The organism is Enterocloster bolteae (assembly GCF_002234575.2).
In the GTDB taxonomy this organism is placed as follows: domain Bacteria; phylum Bacillota; class Clostridia; order Lachnospirales; family Lachnospiraceae; genus Enterocloster; species Enterocloster bolteae.
In genome coordinates this window covers 6,064,478-6,082,870 of record NZ_CP022464.2, presented here as the reverse complement: position 1 = coordinate 6,082,870, position 18,393 = coordinate 6,064,478, and the positions used below count along the sequence as shown (strand labels likewise).

Sequence of the window (18,393 nt, the reverse complement as noted above, 5' to 3'; positions counted from 1 at the left end):
GAGAGCTGTTACCCGGAGGGCTGGAGCGCGGGAAGCTATATCCGGGCAGGTTATACCGCAGGAGGAAGGCATATGAAAGAGTCCTTGTATGCGGCAGCCGATATCGGGGCCACAGGAATCAAAATGGCAGCTGCCGTGTATGACGGCAGGAAGCTGCGGATAGTGGATACATATTCAGAGCCAAACCTCCCAAAGGTGAAGGACGGCCATGAGTTTGCCGACATAGGGCACATGCTTAAGACCATAAGGGACGGGCTGGGGTGGCTTGGAGAGAACGGGCGTTTTGTCTCCCTGGGAATTGATACCTATGGAAACGGATACGGCATACTGGACGCTGAGGGAAAACTGATTCAGGAGCCGTATCACTACCGGGACCGGAGAATTGACGGAATCATGGACCAGGTTCACCGTTGCTTTACGGATTGGCAGTTGTATGAGCAGATGGGGAATTACCCGGTAAAGACCAGGGCCTTGTTTCATCTCTACCGGGACGTACTGGACTGTTCGCCGAACATCATGAGAGGAGAGCGTTTTCTTCCTTTGTCCAGCCTGCTGGAATATCTGATTACAGGCCAGGCTTCCGTAGAGAGAACCATAGCATCTGTTCTGTATCTGCTGGAACAGGATGGGAGACAGTGGAATTATGAGGTGTTCAGAAAGCTTGGCATACCAGAGAAGCTGTTTGGCCCCCTGTCGGAACCGGGAAGGCCCAATGGTAGCATAACGCGGTCCTTTGCGGCGGGGGCCGGCATAGAAGGCGTTCCCGTGATCAGCGTTGCGGGACATGACACAGAGTCGGCACTCATGGCTGCTCCCGGACTTGATAAGACAAAGGTATTTGTCAGCCTGGGTACATCCTTTATCTTTGGAGCCAGAGTGAAAGCGCCTGTGGTAAACCGGGAAAGCTTTCATGACCGGTTTAAAAATATGCGGGGAGTTGGAGGAACCTATTCCCTGTGCAAGGATTTTCCGGGATTCTGGATATTGGAGCGCTGCATGGAGCAGTGGAGGAAACAGGTGCCTCGGCTGGATTATGAGGCAGTTTGCGCGGCAGCAGAAAAGGTAAGAGACAACCGGACTTTTATTGATATAAGCGACGACAGGTTCCGGGTGTCGGGGGATAATCTTCCGGAAACCATCAGGGAGTACTGCCTGGAGACAGGACAGAAGTGCGTGGAGGGCATTGGGGATACCAGCAGATGTCTGTTTGAGAGCTATGCCCTGTATCTGAAGTGGAATATCAGGAGATTATCACGTATCACAGGGGAAACCTACCGGGAGCTGGTGGCGGTTAACGGGGGAGTGAGAAACAGGCTGCTGATGCAGATGTTTGCGGACGCAGCCGGTATTCCGGTGGTGGCAGGAAGCCCGTTAGCTTCTGTCGGAGGGAATCTTCTGATGCAGCTTTATGCGGCAGGCGAGGCAAAAACCTTATGGGAGCTGGAACAGATTGCGTCCGCCACCTGGGAACCTGTTGTTTATGAAAGCAGCCATTTGAGCCGTTGGGATGAATGGCTGGAGTATTTGGAACACAGAGGTTTGGGCATGTATCGCACGTAAGCGTCTGAAGGACAGACGCCAAGTGCTCATAACGGCCGCTGCGCTAAGCGGCCGGAGGACACCCGCTAAGCGCCAGTGGCATGTATCGCACTAAGCGTCTAAAGGACAGACGCCAAGTGCTCATAACGAGGAGGAAAGAATGATGGACAGTAGAATTAAGACAGAAATAATGGATGAAATCATGGAGATAGGAGCTTCCATGGAAGATATGGGGCTGGTTAATACATTTGAGGGAAACCTTTCCATTAAGGACGGGGATCTGCTTTACATAACGCCAGGAAGGACCAGTAAGAAAAAGCTTACCCATGACAATATCTGCGTGTTTGACGAGAGCACCGGGGAGAAGTTATGGGGCGGAAGACCGTCTTCTGAGACAAAGATGCACCGGGGCGCTTATACGGTGAAGGAAGGGCTTCACGGTGTCATACACTGTCACGCTCCCTATCTGACCGCCCATGCAGTAACCCATGTGCCGCTGGACTTCAAGTGCCATCCGGAGCTTCTGTTTCATTTTAAGGATATTCCGGTGGCTCCTTACGGAATGCCTGGATCAGATGAAATTATTGAGAATGCAAGGCCCTATCTGCTTCACAGAAACCTGGTGCTGATGGCCAACCACGGTGTTTTGAGCATTGCCTCCAATCTGGCCCTGGCATGCCAGCGGGTGGTGGCAGCCGAAAAATTTGCAAGGGTTATGTGCATTGCAAGGCAGATTGGGGAACCGGTGGATATCCCTGAGACAGAAATATACCGTCTGTTGGGAAGAGAATTAGAGTTATAAGCAGGTGGGAATATGATGTATACAAATTTAAACCCCAGGACTATGGGACTGAACCATCATCCCTATGAAGATTTGCTTGCGGCAGCCGGCAAGTGCGGATTTGGAGGCATCGAAGTCCCGGCCCATGCATTTGGAAGTGTGGAAAAGGCGAGAGAGGCAGGAAAGGTGCTGGAGAGCCGGGGAATGAAGTGGGGATTGATGATGGGACCCTGCGACATGTTCCGGGCGGGGGATGAAGAATTTGACAAGGCGCTGGAACAGTGGGCCAGGTGGCTTGAACGGGCCAGAGCCGCTGGGTGCAGCAGGGCATATAATCATTTCTGGCCCGGAGCAGATGAACGTGACTTCGAGGAAAACTTTGAGTGGCATCGCAACCGCCTTCAGAGGATTTATCACATTATGAAGGAAAACGGATTCCAGTATGGCCTGGAATTTATGGGAGCAAGGACCGTGTGCAGTAAGTTCAGGTACCCATTCATACGGACTATCAGCGGCACCATGGCCCTGGCGGACAGTGTGAGCCGCGAAATCGGTTTTGTATTTGACTGTATTCACTGGTATACATCAGGTGCCAGGAAGGATGACCTGTATCTATATCTGAACAATATGGAGCGGGTGGTAAACCTGCACCTGGATGATGCGTACCCGGGAAGGGGACCGGACCAGCAGGAGGACCGGGAGAGGGCCATGCCAAACCAGTGGGGAATCATTGATTCCACAGCTATTGTAAGGGCGTTTCATGAGAAGGGTTATGAAGGACCTGTCATCGTGGAACCCATGGCTCCCACCACAGAACGTTATGAAACCATGAAATTGGAGGAAGCAGTACGGGAAGCAGCGCTGTGCCTGAATGGGGTATTACAGGAAGCCGGCGTCTTCATATAAGAAAATTATAAAAAACGGGAGGTTATACGAATGTACAAGAAGTTTTTAGCAGCAGCATTAGCAGTCACCATGGTATTGGGATTAGCAGGTTGCGGAGGTTCCGGGGGCAGTACCCAGGCAGCATCCTCTCAGGAGAAGGAATCGTCTGCGGCACCGGCGGGTTCCACCGGGGAAAGCACCACGGCACAGGCAGAGGGTGCCGACGCACCGGCTGTGATTAAAGTCGGATTCCTTACACCTCTTTCCGGCAACAATGCAACCTACGGTGCCCAGTGCAAGGCGGCCGGGCAGATGATTGCAGATGTAATCAACGAGGAGCATCCTGAAATGGCAATGGCCCTGGCAAAGACAGCCGGAATTCCCGCCCTTAACGGTGCTAAGATTGAGCTTGTGTTTGCCGATTCCAAGGGAGATCCCACCACAGCCACCTCAGAGGCAAAGCGTTTGATTACAGAAGAGGGGATTGTGGCACTGACAGGACAGTATACCAGCGCTATCACCAAGGCAGTGGCTGTTGTAACTGAAACCTATGGTATCCCGCTTCTGACAGCAGGTTCATCGCCTTCCCTGACAACCCCGGAGACAGGGCTTGAATGGTATTTCAGGTTTGGCCCCAATGATACATATTATATCCGCGATTCCTTTGAATTTATCAAACAGCTGAATGAAGAGCAGGATGCAGGCCTTATGACAGTGGCTCTTGTTTCTGAAGATACAGAGTTCGGAGCTAATATAAGGATTGAGGAAGAGAGGATGGCTGAGGAGTACGGTATTGAGGTGGTTGAGAATATTACCTATTCCTCCTCAGCAACCAACGTTTCATCCGAGGTAATGAAAATAAAGGCAGCCAATCCGGATGTAATCATGATGTCCTCCTATGCTTCTGATGCAATCCTTTATCTGAAGACATTCAAGGAGCAGAATTATGTTCCTAAGATGCTGTTGGGACAGCGCGGCGGATTTGTGCAGACAGACTTCCTGGATGCAATGGGCAAGGATACGGAATTTATTTATACCACAGGCGGATGGTCGGCCGACATTGATACAGATACAAGCAAACAGCTGATTGAACTGTATAAGCAGTACACGCCAGACGGCGCGGATTTAAGCGAGGGCCACTGTAAGGACATGATTAACGTACTTCTCATTGCCCTGGGCATCAACCAGGCCGGAACCACAGAGCCTGAGGCGCTGAATGAGGCTCTGAGGAACCTGGAAGTGGATACATCCACACTGCCTATTCCGTGGAATGCAATCACCATGGATGAATACGGCCAGAACACCTCTGCCAATGCATTTGTACTGCAGATGCGGGACGGAAAGTATCAGACCGTGTATCCTTCAGACTATGCTGCCATTGAACCGGTTCTTCCTATGCCTGCCTGGAATGAAAGATAAGGGGTAACAGACTATGCTGAAGACGTTAGACGAAGTATTACCCAAGTATATAAATGCCGATGCAGCGGTAGGCGCCTTTAATCTTGCCCTTTTTCCGGATACAAAGGTCCTGATAGAGGCGGCCGAGGAGATGAATGCCCCCGTCATTCTGCAGATTAGTCCTGTGGTGGCAGAATTCATGGGATATGATTATTGGGGTATGATTGCCGGGGAAATGGCCCGCAGGTCAACGGCAGAGGTGGTCCTGCATCTGGACCATGCCAATATGGTAGAGCCTATCTGGAAAGCCCTGGATGCCGGTTTTTCTTCAGTTATGTTTGACGGCTCCCAGCTCCCTTTTGAGGATAATGTGCGTATTACCAATGAAGTGGTAAAGCGGGCAGAGCGTTACGGCGCGTCCGTGGAAGCAGAAATCGGATCCGTGGCCTATCTGGGAAGGGACAGCCATAAGGACCAGCTGACAGACCCCAAAGAAGCCGCTGCTTTCGCAGACGCTTCGGGATGCGGCTGTCTGGCCGTGTCAGTGGGAACCACCCATATGATGCGCACACAGACCGCCAATATACAGTATGACCTTTTGGAGAGCATTCAGAATGAAGTAAAGGTGCCTCTTGTGATTCACGGTTCTACCGGACTTCCGGACAGCCAGCTGGTTAAGATGCGCGGCTACCATGTGTGCAAGGTCAATATTGGAACAGCGCTCAGGGTGGCGTTTGACAAGGGGCTGAGAGCAGAACTGGAAGAACGGCCCAATGATTATATTTATATAGACCTTCTGAAGCGGCCGTTGGAGGACGAAAAACAGGTGGTCAGAAAAAAGATGGAACTTTTAGGATTTTAATATGTATTTATGGTATCCGGCATTCGGGATATCCTGGTACAGCGCTGCAGGAACTCATGCAGCGCTGTACTGGCAGCCGGATATTCATAATGAAAGGTGTGTATGACAATGGTGTTAAAAGACAGGCTGGACCACCTGAGAGGGATTGTCAAGACTGAGAAAAAGGTAAAGGTGACTGAGCTGAGCCAGAGATTTGACGTGACGGAAGAAACCATACGCCGTGATTTGGAGAGGCTGGAGCTGGAAGGTCTTATTACGCGGACCCATGGAGGGGCGGTGCTGAAGGTGGAGAATATGTTTGACAGATTGGGGTATACACACAGAAGCAGGACAAACGTGGAAGAGAAGAAAAAGATTGCGCAGATTGTGGCATCCATCATCCCCATGCAGGCAACGCTTTTTGCCGATGCCAGCTCCACTGTGATGGAGGCACTTACCCTGATGGCGGACCGGGATGATATTACGGTGCTCACCAATTCCATCCCGGTCTTAAGCTCCCTGAATCAGTCAGGCCTTAACATTATGTCTACCGGAGGCGCCAACAACAGGGTATCCTGCTCCCTGCAGGGAATCATAGCCAGAACCACTATCATGAACTATCATGTGGATTTTGTCCTGACCAGCTGCAAGGGATTGAAGCTGGACGAGGGCGCGTATGACTCCAGGGAAGGGGAGACGGAAATAAAGCAGCTTATGATTTCGAGAGGGCAGAAAACCATTATGATGGCAGACCATACGAAGTTTGACAGGACGTCATTTGTGAAGTATTGCAGTTTCCAGCAGATTGACATACTGGTCACGGACCGACGGCCGGCGGATGAGTGGATGGAGCTGTTGGAGGAGTACCAAATCCGCATTCTGTATCCTGAGGCCGAGGACGCATATATAAAGGAAACAGGAAACAGCTGATGTCCCCGCTGTCCCTGTTCCGTTTGTTTTTATTTGCTGCGTAGTTTTTCCACGGCAGCCTTAATGCGCGCGCAGGCTTCTGCCAGATTTTCATAGCTGCTTGCATAGGACAGGCGCAGATACCCCTCCCCGGCTGCTCCGAAGGCAGTTCCGGGAACCATGGCCACTTTTGCCTCCTCCAGGAAGTACTCTGCCATTTCCATGGCGCTCTTACCTAACTCTTTGATGTTGATAAAGAGATAAAATGCTCCTTTGGGTTTATTGCAGCTTAACCCGTCAATCTGGTTGATGGCTTCCACCACATAGTCCCGCCGTCTCTGATACTCGGCCAGCATTTTCTGTACGTCAGGCCCGGCCTGCTTAAGGGCAGTGATGCCTGCTTCCTGCACAAAGGAGGACGCACAGGTATTGATGTGCTGGTGAAGCCGGACAGATGCAGAGATGATATCCTTTGGAGCTGCCATATAACCCAGGCGCCATCCTGTCATGGAGTATGCTTTGGAAAAGCCGTTCAGGGTTATGGTACGTTCCTTCATTCCCGGAAGAGATGCAATGCTTATGTGTTTTTCACCGTCAAATATCAGCTTCTCGTATATCTCATCGGATATGACATACAGATCGTGACGGATGGCGATGTTGGCCAGTTTCTCCAGTGTTTCCCTTTCCAGTACGCCTCCGGTGGGATTATTGGGGGAGATAATGACAACCATTTTTGTCCGGTCTGTGATTTTGCTCTCCAGTTCTTCCATGTCAATCTGATAGTCATTTTCCTGCTTCAGAGTATAGGGTACTGCCTTGGCGCCAAAGTATTCAGGCACATGGATGTAATTTAACCATACAGGGTCAGGAATCAGGACCTCGTCTCCTTCTTCCAGGTAAGCCCCGAAGGCATTAAAGGTTCCCTCGCCTACGCCCACGGTAATCAGGATTTCTGAGGGATCATAATGAATGTTGTTTTCTACCCTGAGCTTTTCGGCAACAGCGGTACGCAGTTCCATGGAGCCGTAATTTGAGGTGTAAAATACATTTCCCTTTTCCAGGCTCTTATAGGCGGCTTCCTTGATTACCTGAGGCGTGTCAAAATCAGGACGTCCCAGTTCCAGATGGATGACATGTTCCCCGCGGGCGTCCATCTGAGTTGCTTTTTCCATCACCACTCTTATTCCGGAAAACGGCATGTGTTCCATACGTTCGGCAGTTGTAAGCATATATAAACCCTCCAATCATCTGTGAATCGTTTGCTGATAATTGGATTATATACGGAAATTAAATATATTTCTAATGAATTATTTAAATGTATAATATAGAAAAAGTTTATATATCAGCGCCCCATATCTCTCCGATGCGGAGAGAGGATTTGACCTGGCATAGGTAGTTTCCCAGGGCCTGCTCAAAGTATGCGACGGCTGTCTGGGTGGCGGAGCTGGGGAAGCGGTGCTTGATTTTGTAACACACCCTGTCCGGAGGCGGATTTTTCAGTTCGCTGACATAGAGGCGTCTGTAATGATACAGTTCGTTAATCACGGATTCCGGGGCGATCATCCAGCTTTTCTTATCCGTCCACACATGATTGAGGAGGGTGATGGTATCTACGATAATCCGCGGCCTGGAGTATCCGGTCAGCCATTGGTCGTGCCAGATCTGGAAGTTGGCATCCCAGTTCAGAAATAATTCCAGGGATGGGTCCAGTTCCTCGGTGTGGATCAGTGATTTGCATATGGCGGGTTCGTCTGACTGCACCAGATACAGGCGTTCCTGATAGATGCGCTCTGAAAGGATGTTCTTATAGTGCAGGTGGTAATATACAAAACCAATGTCGATGTCGTGGCGGTCCAGTATGCTGTAGAGCTCCGAGGACTGGTGGGTATGGATGTCCAGATCAATGGGACAGCCGGAGGCCTCCATCTGCCGGTAGAAGCCTGCAAACAGGGCGATGTTCAGACTGTCCGTGCATCCGATGGACAAAAGAGTGCTGTCTCTGTCCTGGGCCAGTACCTGGGTTTCCTTCCACAGGGATATGTACCGCTCGGCGATGGATACAAACTCGCTGCCTTTGGAGGTGAGCTCAACGTTTTTAAACCCCTTTTTCCGGACAATCAGCGGGAAGCCCAGCTCCTTTTCAAGGGCCTTTAGCCTGTGGCTTACGGTGGGCTGGCTTAGAAACAGGATATCCGCTGTTTTTGTGATGCTTTTTGTATTCACAATGGTGAGGAAGGTTTCGATTTCAGAAAGGTCCATAAGCAGCTCCTTAAATATAAATTTAGTTAATATTATATACTAATATTATTCATTTTTCAATTATTATTATGTGTGCTATCCTATGGTCAGAAACAAGTTTAAGATCTACAAAATGATGGAGAGAAGGAGAATGTATATGGCAAATGTAGGGTGCAGGATCAGAAAAGAATTCGAGAGGCCGGACAGGAAATTGGTTGAGGCCTTTAAGGACATTCCGGTGGCTAATATTGACGACTGCATGAACCGGACAGCAGCTGTGGATTCCCAGCTGAAGCCCATGAATAAAGCCAGGCTTCTGGGAACTGCGTTTACGGTGAAGGCTCCGGCGGGGGATAACCTGATGTTTCATAAGGCACTGGATATGGCAAAGCCGGGAGATGTGCTGGTGATAGCCACATTTGGCAGCCAGAGCAGGTCTCTGTGCGGTGAAATTATGACGCGGTACGCTATGTCCAAGGGGCTGGCAGGTTTTGTGGTGGACGGGTGTATCCGGGACAGCGTGGAAATCGGACAGATAACGGATTTCCCGGTGTATGCAAAAGGCGTGACCCCCAATGGACCCTATAAGAACGGGCCGGGTGAAATCAATTTTCCGGTATCCTGCGGAAACCAGGTCATCTGTCCCGGGGATATTCTGGTAGGCGACGGGGACGGCCTGCTGGTCATAAAGCCTGAGGAAGCTGCCGAGCTGGCGGAAAGAGCAAAGAAAGTGAGCCAGGATGAGACAAAGCAGTTTGCGGGCATTGCAGCCGGAACCGGATTAAACCGCGACTGGGTGGACGCGAAACTTGAAAGCATAGGTGTGGAGTACGTGGACTGATTTGAGGCTGTGCAGGCTAGAACAGCTGCATTGATTTAGAAATAGGAGCAGTGAGGCTATGAGTGGTGCTGTGTTGCGGTTATGCGGTGACTGTGCGGTTACAGTTGAATTTGAGAATGAAATATCTATTGAGACGAACAGAAAAGTCATTGCGCTTAAGTACCGGATTGAGGGGGAACATGTCCCCGGCATAAGAGAACTGGTTCCGTCATACCGTTCCCTGCTGATTCACTACGACCCCTTAAAGATACCATACAATGAGCTGGAGCGCCTTGTGGAGGAATGGACCGGCGATGCGGGGGAAATTGCCCTGCCCAAGCCGGTCATAACAGAAATACCGGTTCTCTATGAAGGGGAGGATATCGGGGAGATAGCCAGGATTGAGAAAAAGACAGTGGATGAAATCATAAAGATTCACAGTCAGAGCGATTACTTTGTGTATATGCTGGGATTTGCTCCGGGTCATCCCTATACAGCCAGGTTTGAGCACCCTTTTTCCTTCAGGCGGAGGGAGAGTCCAAGGGTACGCATAGCAGGGGGAAGCGTGGTGGTACAGCAGGGGCTCAGCGATATTATACCCTTTGACCAGCCCTGCGGCTGGAATATCATAGGCATGACCCCCATAAAGGTGTGCGACTACAGGAAGGAGAATCCTTTCCTGCTCAGAGCAGGGCAATGGATTCGCCATATTCCCGTGAGCAGGGCCCAATATGAGGATATCAAGTCCCAGGCTGACGCCGGAATCTATGTCTGCCGGACCTATGAAAAGGAGGCATAGCTTATGGGTATGGTGATTGTGAATCCGGGTATCTACACAACGGTGCAGGACGAGGGAAGATTTGGATATGAACAGTTTGGAGTATCACCGGCCGGCCCCATGGATAGGAGATCATTTCATATAGCCAATCTCCTGGTTGGCAACGATATAGGCGAGGCAGAACTGGAAATGACGATTATGGGGGCGGAAATACGGTTTACCGGGCCGGCTGTCATAGCGCTTACCGGGGCGGACATGTCCCCCCTGCTGAATGAGGCTCCTGTATGTATGTACCGGGCGTTTCCGGTAGGAGCTGGAGATGTACTCAGGATGCAGTCTGTTTCCGGCGGCTGCCGGACCTACCTGGCGGCAGCCGGGGGACTGGATATTCCTGTGGTGATGGGAAGCAGATCCACCCTTGTGAAGAATGGTATCGGCGGTTACCAGGGCAGACCCCTGAAAAAAGGAGATGCAATCGGACTCCGTCAGAACATGAGTACCATAGAGAACCTGCCCGCAAGATGGATGCTGGCAGAACACAGTGAACCGGGGTGCCGCCAGATTCGGGTGATTGCAGGGCCTCAGGATGACTGTTTCACCGGTAAAGGCCTGGAGGATTTCTTCCATGGGACATATAAGGTAACCGGGGATTCGGACCGCATGGGTTACAGGCTTACAGGTCCCTGTCCGGAGCATGTGGCAGATGGTAATATCATTTCAGACGGTATTGTTATGGGAGCCATCCAGGTACCCACATCGGGACAGCCCATTGTGATGATGGCAGACTGCCAGTCTATTGGCGGCTATACAAAGATTGCCACGGTTATAACTGCGGATCTGCCTGCAATCGGGCAGTGCAAAGCCGGCGACGAGATACGGTTCATACCGGTAGACATCATGCAGGCACAGCAGGCTTATGCGGATTATTACCGGGAAATGGAAATGCTTAAGGCAAAGTTTGAGACACCTGTGGCATATCGTCCGCCCAGATTGTTTCAGGTAAAGGTGGGAGGGACTTCCTTTCAGGTGAAGGTGGAGGAACACAGTTAGGCTCCCATGGTCAGTTGGAACGCAGTCAGGGGAAAACCGTCATGGAAAACAGCCCGGAAATACAGTAAGGGCAGAGTCATTGAGGAGGCGGAACATGTATCAGATTGATTTAAACAGTGATATGGGGGAGAGCTTTGGGGCATATTCCATTGGAAATGATGACGAAATCATAAAGTATGTCACAACGGCTAATGTTGCCTGCGGCTGGCATGGAGGGGATCCCATGGTCATGGATAAGGTGGTCAAAAAAGCCGCGGAGAGAAAGGTGGCTGTGGGTGCCCATCCGGGTTATCCGGATCTTATGGGATTCGGCAGACGCAAGATGGTTCTGAAGCCTTCTGAAGTTAAGAACTATATAAAATATCAGGTGGGCGCGCTTATGGCCTTCACTGCCAGCTATGGCATGAAGCTCCAGCATGTGGCTCCCCACGGTGCGCTGGGAAATCTGTGCCAGTATGACAGGGACGTATCCAGGGCCATATGCGAAGCAGTATATGAGATAGACCCGTCCATACGTATTTTTTACTGTGCAGGAGCAGTTTTGGGGGACGAGGCTGAAAAAATGGGGCTGGAAGCACTGTCGGAAATATTTGCGGACCGGGCCTACATGGATGATTTGTCTCTGGTTCCCAGAGGGATGGATGGAGCCATGATTACAGATGAGGATGAGGCCATCAGGCGGTGTGTCAAAATGATAAAAGAGGGAAAGGTCACATCCGTCAGCGGAAAAGAACTGGATATAAAAGGAGATACGCTCTGCGTCCACGGTGACGGGGCAAAGGCATTGGCCTTTGTCAGCAGAATCAGAGACGCGTTTGAAGCAGAAGGTATACAAATAAACAATTTTATGGGAGGCAGGTCATGAATAAGAACAAGTATAATCCATACGAAAATATGCTGGCTGTACTGGATGAGGCGGCATCCAGGCTTGGATTAAAGGAGGCAGATTATATAACCCTGCGTTATCCGGAGCGTGAGATGATTGTATCCATTCCTGTAAGGATGGACAATGGTGAGATGAAGGTATTTGAAGGCTACCGGGTACAGCACAACAGCGCAAGAGGACCTTATAAAGGGGGAATCCGTTTCCATCAGAACTCGGATTTGGACGAGGTAAAGGCTTTGGCGGCCTGGATGTCATTTAAATGTGCTATAGTCAATATCCCCTACGGCGGGGCCAAGGGCGGAATCAAGGTGGACCCTTCCAAGCTGTCCAGGGATGAGCTGATTCGTCTTACCAGGAGATATACCACCAGGATACTGCCTATTATAGGGCCTGACCAGGACATACCTGCTCCGGATGTGAATACCAACGGCGAGGTGATGGGCTGGATTATGGATACATACAGCATGTTCAAAGGCCACAGCGTTCCTGGTGTGGTCACAGGAAAACCCATTGAGATCGGCGGATCCATCGGGAGGACAGAGGCAACAGGAAGAGGTGTGACCATCATTACCCGCCAGTGCCTGGAGCATCTGGGCATGAGCTATGAAAACTCCGCCTATGCCATCCAGGGTATGGGAAATGTAGGAGGTACCGCAGCCCAGATTCTATATGATAAGGGGTGTAAGATTGTGGCGGTCAGCGATTACTCCGGCGGCGTGTATAATGAAAACGGTCTGGATATTCCTGCAATCAGGACATACCTGTCCGACAAGACAAAGGCGCTGATTGATTACGTATCAGATGATGTAAAGCACATATCCAATGATGAGGTCATTACCTGCTGCTGTGACGTGCTGATTCCTGCTGCGCTGGAGAACCAGATTACCGGGGAAAACGCAGCAGGGGTCCAGGCAAAGGTGATTATAGAAGCTGCCAACGGCCCTACTACAGTGGAAGCAGATAAGATACTGGAGGAGAAGGGCATAGTGGTTGTACCGGATATCCTGGCCAATGCAGGGGGAGTGGTTGTATCCTATTTTGAGTGGGTACAGAACATCCAAAGCATGGCCTGGGATTTGGATGAAGTGAACAGGACACTGAAGAAAATCATGAACAAAGCCTATGATGAAGTGGATGCCATGTCCAGGGATAACAAGGTGACCATGCGCATGGGAGCCTATATGGTGGCAATCAACCGCATCTGTACGGCGGGCAAGATGAGAGGCGGGCCTATCTCGATGGCGTAGGCTGCCGCAGAAATAAGAAGGGATACTACACTTGAGTGGTATCCCTTTTTACAATCCATGGATGTGCTAAAGAAGACAGCAACATAAATTAACCTTCATATCAAAAATCAATGTTGTCAGGATCAGGACCAGTCCTTCCTGTTTCTCCAAGTCCTGTTATCCGCAGGCATTCCTCCTGTGTCAGGTTAAAATCGAATATATCTGCGTTCTGGGCCATTCTTTCCGGATTCAGAGACTTGGGAATCGGCAGGATATCCTGCTGGAGCTCCCACCGCAGAGCTGTCTGCGCGGCAGTCTTATGATACCTCAGTCCGATTTCCTTTATAACAGGATTATCCAGGATGGTTCCATGGCCCAGAGGGATCCATGCCTGAACCTGTATACCTTTTCTGCGGCAGTAGGCAGCGGTTTCTTTCTGCGTGAAGAAAGGATGGATTTCCAGCTGGTCCACACTTGGCTTTATATGGGCTGAAACCTCAATATTGTCTATATGGTGGGGCAGGAAATTACTCAGCCCGATGGAACGGACCAATCCTTCCCCATACAGGCGTTCAAAGGCCCGCCATGTGTCCCTGCTGACCTGTTTCCAGTCATCCTTAAAGACAGCCGGTACAGGCCAGTGGATTAAATATAGATCAAGGTAATCCAATCCCAGGCGCTTCATGCTTCCCTCGAATGCCCTGAGGGTACTGTCGTAGCCCTGGTCCGTATTCTTCAGCTTCGTGGTGACAAACAGCTCGCTTCTGTTAAGACCGGATTCCTTAATACCCTTTCCGACGCTTTCTTCATTTCCATAAAGCTGGGCTGTATCAATATGCCGGTATCCGCAGCCAATTGCTTCCCTGACAGCCTGAACCGTATCAATGCCATCCGGGGTTCTCCATGTGCCGTAGCCCACACAAGGAATCTTAACCCCATTGTTTAAAACAAAACAATCCCTTATATTTTTCATGCAAATACATTCCTTTCTGTTTTAAACCATTTTAATACAACAGGCGAGGCAGAAATAAAACAACATCCGGCAAAAATGCAAGCAACCCAATGGCTAAAAGAATTGCAGCCAGGAATGGAATCATGGATTTAGTATACTCCTGCAGGGAACAATCCAGGATTGTATTAACCGTATACATACTCATACCCACAGGCGGTGTGTTTACTCCCATGGTTACAATGACACACATGAGAAGTCCAAGGTGCACCGGGTCAATTCCCACAGACTGGCACATAGGAAGAAGGATTGGTGTCAGAAGCAGTATCACCACGGAACCTTCCATAAACATCCCCACAAATACCAGAAGGATAATAATAAGGATTAGCACCAGGGAGGGATTGGTGGTGATGCCGGTAATAAATGTGGTCATTTTCTGAGGTATCTTATCAATGGGTATGCCGTAGCCAAACAATGCTGTCAGAGAAACAATCATCATAATAGAACCGATATCCGCGATGCTGTCTCTTAAAGCGGTTATAAAGGATTTGATGGTCAGCTCCTTATAGATAAAGGCGCCTACAAATACAGAATAGAAGCAGGCAAAGGCCCCAACTTCAGATGGGGAAAAGAATCCCATCCTGATACCAACTAAAAGGATGACCGGAAACATGACAGCCCAAACCGTTTCCTTTAGATTGATACCGATTTCCTTCCATGTGGCCCGGTTCTGCCTTACCGGTTTATAACCACGCATCCGGGCAATGACTGCCACAGATACCATAAGAACAATCATCATATATAAGCCCACAAAGATACCTGCTGAAAAAAGCTTTCCGATGGAGACACTGCCTGTAGTGCCGTATATGATAAGACCCACCCCCGGAGGAATCGTGGCAGTAATCAGTGAGGTGAATGTAAGGACATTTGCAGAGAACCCCTTGGAATATCCGCTTTTAATCATATCCGGCCCCAGAAGCCGGGCTTCCATGGCTGCATCTGCCGTAGCGGAACCAGACACACCGCCCATCAGAGTGCTTAAGACCACGCTGGTCTGAGCAAGCCCGCCCCTCATATGTCCGGTTAAAAGGGTGGCAAGACTGACAAGGCGTTTTGTAACCCCTCCGTTATTCATAAGGTTGCCGGCCAGGATGAACAGGGGGATGGCAAGCATGGAAATGCTCTGGACCTGGGTTAAAGGCAGCTGCGCAATGTGTGTCAGCGGAAAATGGGTGTTTAACAGGAAGAATACCATACCGGACGCACCGATTGCAAATGCAACCGGTACACCCATTACCAGGAAAATAAGGAATACTATAAAAACATATATCATATTGTCGTTCTCCTTACATTTTTGAAATGACGGTTGTATCTGATGACATCATCAGGTCATACAGACGTTTGACAGCCGTTATAAACATCAGGGAGAAACCTACCGGAATAGAGGCGGCAACCCACACGTAACTGAGAAAGGGAATGCCCTCCAGCGTTCTTTTGCCCACATTCACACAAAGCAGGGCACCTTGTTTTACCATCATGAACATCATTACCAATAAAACAGCATATACCATGACGGCAACGGCCTTTTGGAACCTGACCGGCAGTTTGGCAATCAATATATCCACATTCACCATTCTGCCTGCCCGGAAGGCCACGTCACCGCCCAGAAAGGTGGTCCAGGCCAACATGAGCAGTGCCACATCATTACACCAGTTCAGCGGATGTCCCAGCAGGCGTACCGCAGCTCCCAGCATCAGCACGGATGTGAACCCCACAACACAGGTCATGGTAATTGCAAGCTCCGCTTTATTCAGAATCTCAAAAAACTTTTTCATTCCCAGTTCTACCTTTCATTAAGCTGCATTTCAGGATGATTATTTACCAAGTGCACTCATAATTTCATTGTAGGTATCGGTCAGGCCAAGCTGTTCGTAAGACGCCTTGGCAGCCTCGCGGAATGCGTCTGTGTCGATTTCAGAATGGTCAATTACAGTCATACCCTCATCAATACACTTCTGCTTTGCCTCCTCGGTGAATTCGCCCAGCATTTTGTCGGAACAGGAATTGCATGCCTGGTCACATGTCTCAATCAGGGCATCCTGATATTCCTTTGGAAGGCTGTTGAACCAGCCGGCGTCAACTACCACAGGATTTAACAGAAGAATATTATGTGTTTCGGAGATTGTGTTCACATTCTTTATCTCATAATAACTTTCAGAAACAATACATGGATAAACATCCTCATAGCCGTCGATTACCTTATTCACAAGGTTGTTATAGATGTCGCCGCGGCCCATTCCCTGTACACTGCAGCCCAGTGAGCTGACAGCAGCCCGCCAGATTTCCGTGTTGGGGCAGCGTAAGGTGAGTCCTTTTAAGTCGTCGGGTTTCAGGACTGGCTTGCCTGCCACTACATTTCGGTAACCCTGTACCAGATTAAGGGATACCACCTTTATATCGTTCTCTGTTTCCAGTTTATTAATCCATTCTTTTACCATGTCCAGTTCCTTTACTGCATTAATATCGTCCATGGTCTCAACAAAATAAGGAAGGTTAAACATAGCCAGCTCAGGCACATAGGTACCCAGCCTGGCAAAATCTGTGTTGTAACCCCAGTTTGTGTCTGAATCCTTAAATGAATTAATAATATCCTCCTCGGATCCAAGGGTATTGCTGGGATAAAGGTCAATCACAAGACCGCCGTTTGTTTTCTCCGCCACCGCATCAGCCCATTCCTGGAAACATGCCTGATATGGATGGGTTTCTGTCTGGGCATGTCCGAACATCAGAGTGTAGGTTTCTTCCGGTGCAGCGGCTGGGTCCTCCTTCTTTTCTTCAGCGGCAGATTGAACGGCCGTGGTCTCTTTATTCTCCGGAGCTGCCGTGGTACTTCCGGTGCCGGAGGAGCAAGCGGTTGATGTCATTACAATTGCCATTCCTATTGTTGCTGCTGCAATACGTTTCATCATTTTTCTCATTTGGAAAGCCTCCCGAATTATATGTTTTGTTGGTTTTTAGAGTAGTCTCTATGGTGTTATTGTAATAAATGCCTATATTTTTATCAATGGTAATTGTGCACAAAAAATGAATCCATTTTTTGTATTCATTTTTTGTATACAAATTTTGTATTCTGTTTTAAACTATAGATAAACTAAAATGAATTATCATTATTTTGTGTGGAAAGGAATCGACTAGGTATGGAACATTCATTATTTCCCTTTCGGACCGGCTTTCAATGTGTCCTGGAATCAAAGGAGCAGCTTCCCCAACTGAGAAGACTATTTGGCCTTTTGCACCGGGAAGGCTTTTATGGGGTTGAGTTAAACTTACCTGATTTGGATTTAATAAAACCAGAGGAACTAAAGTCATTATTAAATGAATATCAGATGAAAATGAACATGCTGGCAACGGGAGTGTATGCGAAAACACATGGTCTGTCACTCAGTTCAGGTATTCCTGAGGAAAGGATGAGGGCTGTTAACGGTTGTAAGAGGAACATTGATTATGCTGCATCCATGGGTTGCGGAATTATAATCGGTTTCTTAAAAGGAGGCCCCGGCAGTGACCGTGAAGTTTCAGAACGGCTTTTTCTGGAATCCATGCTGGAATTAAAGCCATATATAGAAGAAAAGAAAGTGCAGGTCCTTATTGAGGCAACCAATCACAAGGAGGCATCTATTATAAGGACTCTGAAGGAAGGGGCACACGTGATTAATTTTCTGGACTGTCCGTTCATACAGCTTCTGGCAGATACATACCATATGAATATTGAAGAACCATCGCTGGTAGATTCCCTTTCAGAGTATATGAATTATTATCCCCATCTGCATATTTCGGATGATAACCGGGCGTATCCGGGTCTGGGCAGCCTTGATTTTACCGCCATATACAGGAAACTGATGGAGTGCGGATACAAGGGAACCGTGGCTGTGGAGGGGAATATACAGCATGGTCTGCTGGAGGATACACAAATATGCGCGGCATACCTGCATAAAATGTGCAGCGGTTTGCACACCCCCTCCCGTGTTCCTTCCCACGCGGTTTAATAACTTTACTTTTTAAGAAAAATGGATTAGAATGGTTTTAATACGTA

18 protein-coding genes are annotated in these 18,393 nt (G+C 49.3%); 12 read left to right on the top strand and 6 right to left on the bottom strand.

Features of this window, described 5'->3' with window-relative positions; all coding sequences use genetic code 11:
• Positions 1-72 precede the first annotated feature (72 nt).
• The 6 genes from CGC65_RS28260 to CGC65_RS28235 all read left to right on the top strand — a co-directional run bounded on the left by CGC65_RS28260 (position 73) and on the right by CGC65_RS28235 (position 6,374).
• Complete coding sequence (locus CGC65_RS28260) at positions 73-1,560, top strand: rhamnulokinase (protein WP_002566927.1); 1,488 nt, start codon at positions 73-75, stop codon at positions 1,558-1,560.
• 139 nt (positions 1,561-1,699) lie between these two features.
• The gene (locus tag CGC65_RS28255) at positions 1,700-2,341 is read left to right on the top strand and encodes a class II aldolase/adducin family protein (protein WP_002566926.1); all 642 of its coding nucleotides are present in this window, start codon (positions 1,700-1,702) and stop codon (positions 2,339-2,341) included.
• Positions 2,342-2,353: 12 nt separating this feature from the next.
• Positions 2,354-3,226, top strand: coding sequence for a sugar phosphate isomerase/epimerase family protein (locus CGC65_RS28250; protein ID WP_002566925.1), 873 nt, complete (start codon positions 2,354-2,356; stop codon positions 3,224-3,226).
• 30 nt (positions 3,227-3,256) lie between these two features.
• Positions 3,257-4,624: an ABC transporter substrate-binding protein gene (locus CGC65_RS28245; protein ID WP_002566924.1), complete on the top strand. Its 1,368-nt coding sequence runs from the start codon at positions 3,257-3,259 to the stop codon at positions 4,622-4,624.
• A 13-nt stretch (positions 4,625-4,637) separates the two neighbouring features.
• Positions 4,638-5,465, top strand: coding sequence for a class II fructose-bisphosphate aldolase (locus CGC65_RS28240; RefSeq protein WP_002566923.1), 828 nt, complete (start codon positions 4,638-4,640; stop codon positions 5,463-5,465).
• Positions 5,466-5,567: 102 nt separating this feature from the next.
• Positions 5,568-6,374, top strand: coding sequence for a DeoR/GlpR family DNA-binding transcription regulator (locus CGC65_RS28235; protein WP_002566922.1), 807 nt, complete (start codon positions 5,568-5,570; stop codon positions 6,372-6,374).
• Positions 6,375-6,403: 29 nt separating this feature from the next.
• Here CGC65_RS28235 and CGC65_RS28230 read toward each other — a convergent pair whose 3' ends face one another.
• The gene (locus CGC65_RS28230; protein WP_002566921.1) at positions 6,404-7,582 is read right to left on the bottom strand and encodes a pyridoxal phosphate-dependent aminotransferase; all 1,179 of its coding nucleotides are present in this window, start codon (positions 7,580-7,582) and stop codon (positions 6,404-6,406) included.
• A 106-nt stretch (positions 7,583-7,688) separates the two neighbouring features.
• A complete protein-coding gene (locus CGC65_RS28225) occupies positions 7,689-8,612 on the bottom strand; it encodes a LysR family transcriptional regulator (RefSeq protein WP_002566920.1) in 924 nt (307 codons plus the stop codon).
• A gap of 136 nt (positions 8,613-8,748) precedes the next feature.
• Between CGC65_RS28225 and CGC65_RS28220 the strand changes: the two genes are divergently transcribed.
• The 5 genes from CGC65_RS28220 (at position 8,749) to CGC65_RS28200 (ending at position 13,372) form a co-directional block, all read left to right on the top strand.
• Positions 8,749-9,432 (top strand): RraA family protein, encoded by a 684-nt coding sequence (locus CGC65_RS28220; protein WP_002566919.1) that lies wholly within the window; start codon positions 8,749-8,751, stop codon positions 9,430-9,432.
• A 58-nt stretch (positions 9,433-9,490) separates the two neighbouring features.
• Positions 9,491-10,210, top strand: coding sequence for a 5-oxoprolinase subunit B family protein (locus tag CGC65_RS28215; RefSeq protein ID WP_002566918.1), 720 nt, complete (start codon positions 9,491-9,493; stop codon positions 10,208-10,210).
• A 3-nt stretch (positions 10,211-10,213) separates the two neighbouring features.
• Positions 10,214-11,239: a 5-oxoprolinase subunit C family protein gene (locus CGC65_RS28210; protein WP_002566917.1), complete on the top strand. Its 1,026-nt coding sequence runs from the start codon at positions 10,214-10,216 to the stop codon at positions 11,237-11,239.
• Between the two features lie 94 nt (positions 11,240-11,333).
• Positions 11,334-12,104, top strand: a complete 771-nt coding sequence (locus tag CGC65_RS28205; RefSeq protein WP_002566916.1) for a LamB/YcsF family protein — start codon at positions 11,334-11,336, stop codon at positions 12,102-12,104.
• Positions 12,101-13,372 carry a Glu/Leu/Phe/Val family dehydrogenase gene (locus CGC65_RS28200; RefSeq protein ID WP_002566915.1) on the top strand — a complete coding sequence of 424 codons (1,272 nt, stop codon included), beginning with the start codon at positions 12,101-12,103 and terminating at the stop codon, positions 13,370-13,372. Before CGC65_RS28205 ends, CGC65_RS28200 begins: the two co-directional genes overlap by 4 nt.
• Positions 13,373-13,472: 100 nt before the next feature.
• Here CGC65_RS28200 and CGC65_RS28195 read toward each other — a convergent pair whose 3' ends face one another.
• From CGC65_RS28195 to dctP, 4 genes are read right to left on the bottom strand one after another with little or no spacing between them, the layout of a single operon-like run.
• Positions 13,473-14,324 carry an aldo/keto reductase gene (locus CGC65_RS28195; RefSeq protein WP_002566914.1) on the bottom strand — a complete coding sequence of 284 codons (852 nt, stop codon included), beginning with the start codon at positions 14,322-14,324 and terminating at the stop codon, positions 13,473-13,475.
• 31 nt (positions 14,325-14,355) lie between these two features.
• The gene (locus tag CGC65_RS28190) at positions 14,356-15,633 is read right to left on the bottom strand and encodes a TRAP transporter large permease (protein ID WP_002566913.1); all 1,278 of its coding nucleotides are present in this window, start codon (positions 15,631-15,633) and stop codon (positions 14,356-14,358) included.
• A gap of 13 nt (positions 15,634-15,646) precedes the next feature.
• A complete protein-coding gene (locus CGC65_RS28185; RefSeq protein ID WP_002566912.1) occupies positions 15,647-16,135 on the bottom strand; it encodes a TRAP transporter small permease in 489 nt (162 codons plus the stop codon).
• A 39-nt stretch (positions 16,136-16,174) separates the two neighbouring features.
• Positions 16,175-17,278 carry a TRAP transporter substrate-binding protein DctP gene (gene dctP, locus CGC65_RS28180; protein WP_002566911.1) on the bottom strand — a complete coding sequence of 368 codons (1,104 nt, stop codon included), beginning with the start codon at positions 17,276-17,278 and terminating at the stop codon, positions 16,175-16,177.
• 219 nt (positions 17,279-17,497) lie between these two features.
• Here dctP and CGC65_RS28175 point away from each other — a divergent pair, with 219 nt between their 5' ends.
• On the top strand, positions 17,498-18,346 hold the full coding sequence (locus CGC65_RS28175) for a sugar phosphate isomerase/epimerase family protein (RefSeq protein WP_002566910.1): 849 nt from the start codon (positions 17,498-17,500) through the stop codon (positions 18,344-18,346).
• Positions 18,347-18,393: the final 47 nt, after the last annotated feature.

What these genes read in the sequence shown, in the direction of transcription:
- CGC65_RS28215 (WP_002566918.1), top strand. Translation starts at nt 9,491, where the DNA reads ATGAGTGGTGCTGTGTTGCGGTTATGCGGTGACTGTGCGGTTACAGTT.
- CGC65_RS28230 (WP_002566921.1), bottom strand. Translation starts at nt 7,582, where the DNA reads ATGCTTACAACTGCCGAACGTATGGAACACATGCCGTTTTCCGGAATA.
- CGC65_RS28260 (WP_002566927.1), top strand. Translation starts at nt 73, where the DNA reads ATGAAAGAGTCCTTGTATGCGGCAGCCGATATCGGGGCCACAGGAATC.
- CGC65_RS28195 (WP_002566914.1), bottom strand. Translation starts at nt 14,324, where the DNA reads ATGAAAAATATAAGGGATTGTTTTGTTTTAAACAATGGGGTTAAGATT.
- CGC65_RS28235 (WP_002566922.1), top strand. Translation starts at nt 5,568, where the DNA reads ATGACAATGGTGTTAAAAGACAGGCTGGACCACCTGAGAGGGATTGTC.
- CGC65_RS28200 (WP_002566915.1), top strand. Translation starts at nt 12,101, where the DNA reads ATGAATAAGAACAAGTATAATCCATACGAAAATATGCTGGCTGTACTG.
- CGC65_RS28175 (WP_002566910.1), top strand. Translation starts at nt 17,498, where the DNA reads ATGGAACATTCATTATTTCCCTTTCGGACCGGCTTTCAATGTGTCCTG.
- CGC65_RS28190 (WP_002566913.1), bottom strand. Translation starts at nt 15,633, where the DNA reads ATGATATATGTTTTTATAGTATTCCTTATTTTCCTGGTAATGGGTGTA.
- CGC65_RS28220 (WP_002566919.1), top strand. Translation starts at nt 8,749, where the DNA reads ATGGCAAATGTAGGGTGCAGGATCAGAAAAGAATTCGAGAGGCCGGAC.
- CGC65_RS28250 (WP_002566925.1), top strand. Translation starts at nt 2,354, where the DNA reads ATGATGTATACAAATTTAAACCCCAGGACTATGGGACTGAACCATCAT.
- CGC65_RS28225 (WP_002566920.1), bottom strand. Translation starts at nt 8,612, where the DNA reads ATGGACCTTTCTGAAATCGAAACCTTCCTCACCATTGTGAATACAAAA.
- dctP (WP_002566911.1), bottom strand. Translation starts at nt 17,278, where the DNA reads ATGAGAAAAATGATGAAACGTATTGCAGCAGCAACAATAGGAATGGCA.
- CGC65_RS28210 (WP_002566917.1), top strand. Translation starts at nt 10,214, where the DNA reads ATGGGTATGGTGATTGTGAATCCGGGTATCTACACAACGGTGCAGGAC.
- CGC65_RS28240 (WP_002566923.1), top strand. Translation starts at nt 4,638, where the DNA reads ATGCTGAAGACGTTAGACGAAGTATTACCCAAGTATATAAATGCCGAT.
- CGC65_RS28245 (WP_002566924.1), top strand. Translation starts at nt 3,257, where the DNA reads ATGTACAAGAAGTTTTTAGCAGCAGCATTAGCAGTCACCATGGTATTG.
- CGC65_RS28255 (WP_002566926.1), top strand. Translation starts at nt 1,700, where the DNA reads ATGATGGACAGTAGAATTAAGACAGAAATAATGGATGAAATCATGGAG.
- CGC65_RS28205 (WP_002566916.1), top strand. Translation starts at nt 11,334, where the DNA reads ATGTATCAGATTGATTTAAACAGTGATATGGGGGAGAGCTTTGGGGCA.
- CGC65_RS28185 (WP_002566912.1), bottom strand. Translation starts at nt 16,135, where the DNA reads ATGAAAAAGTTTTTTGAGATTCTGAATAAAGCGGAGCTTGCAATTACC.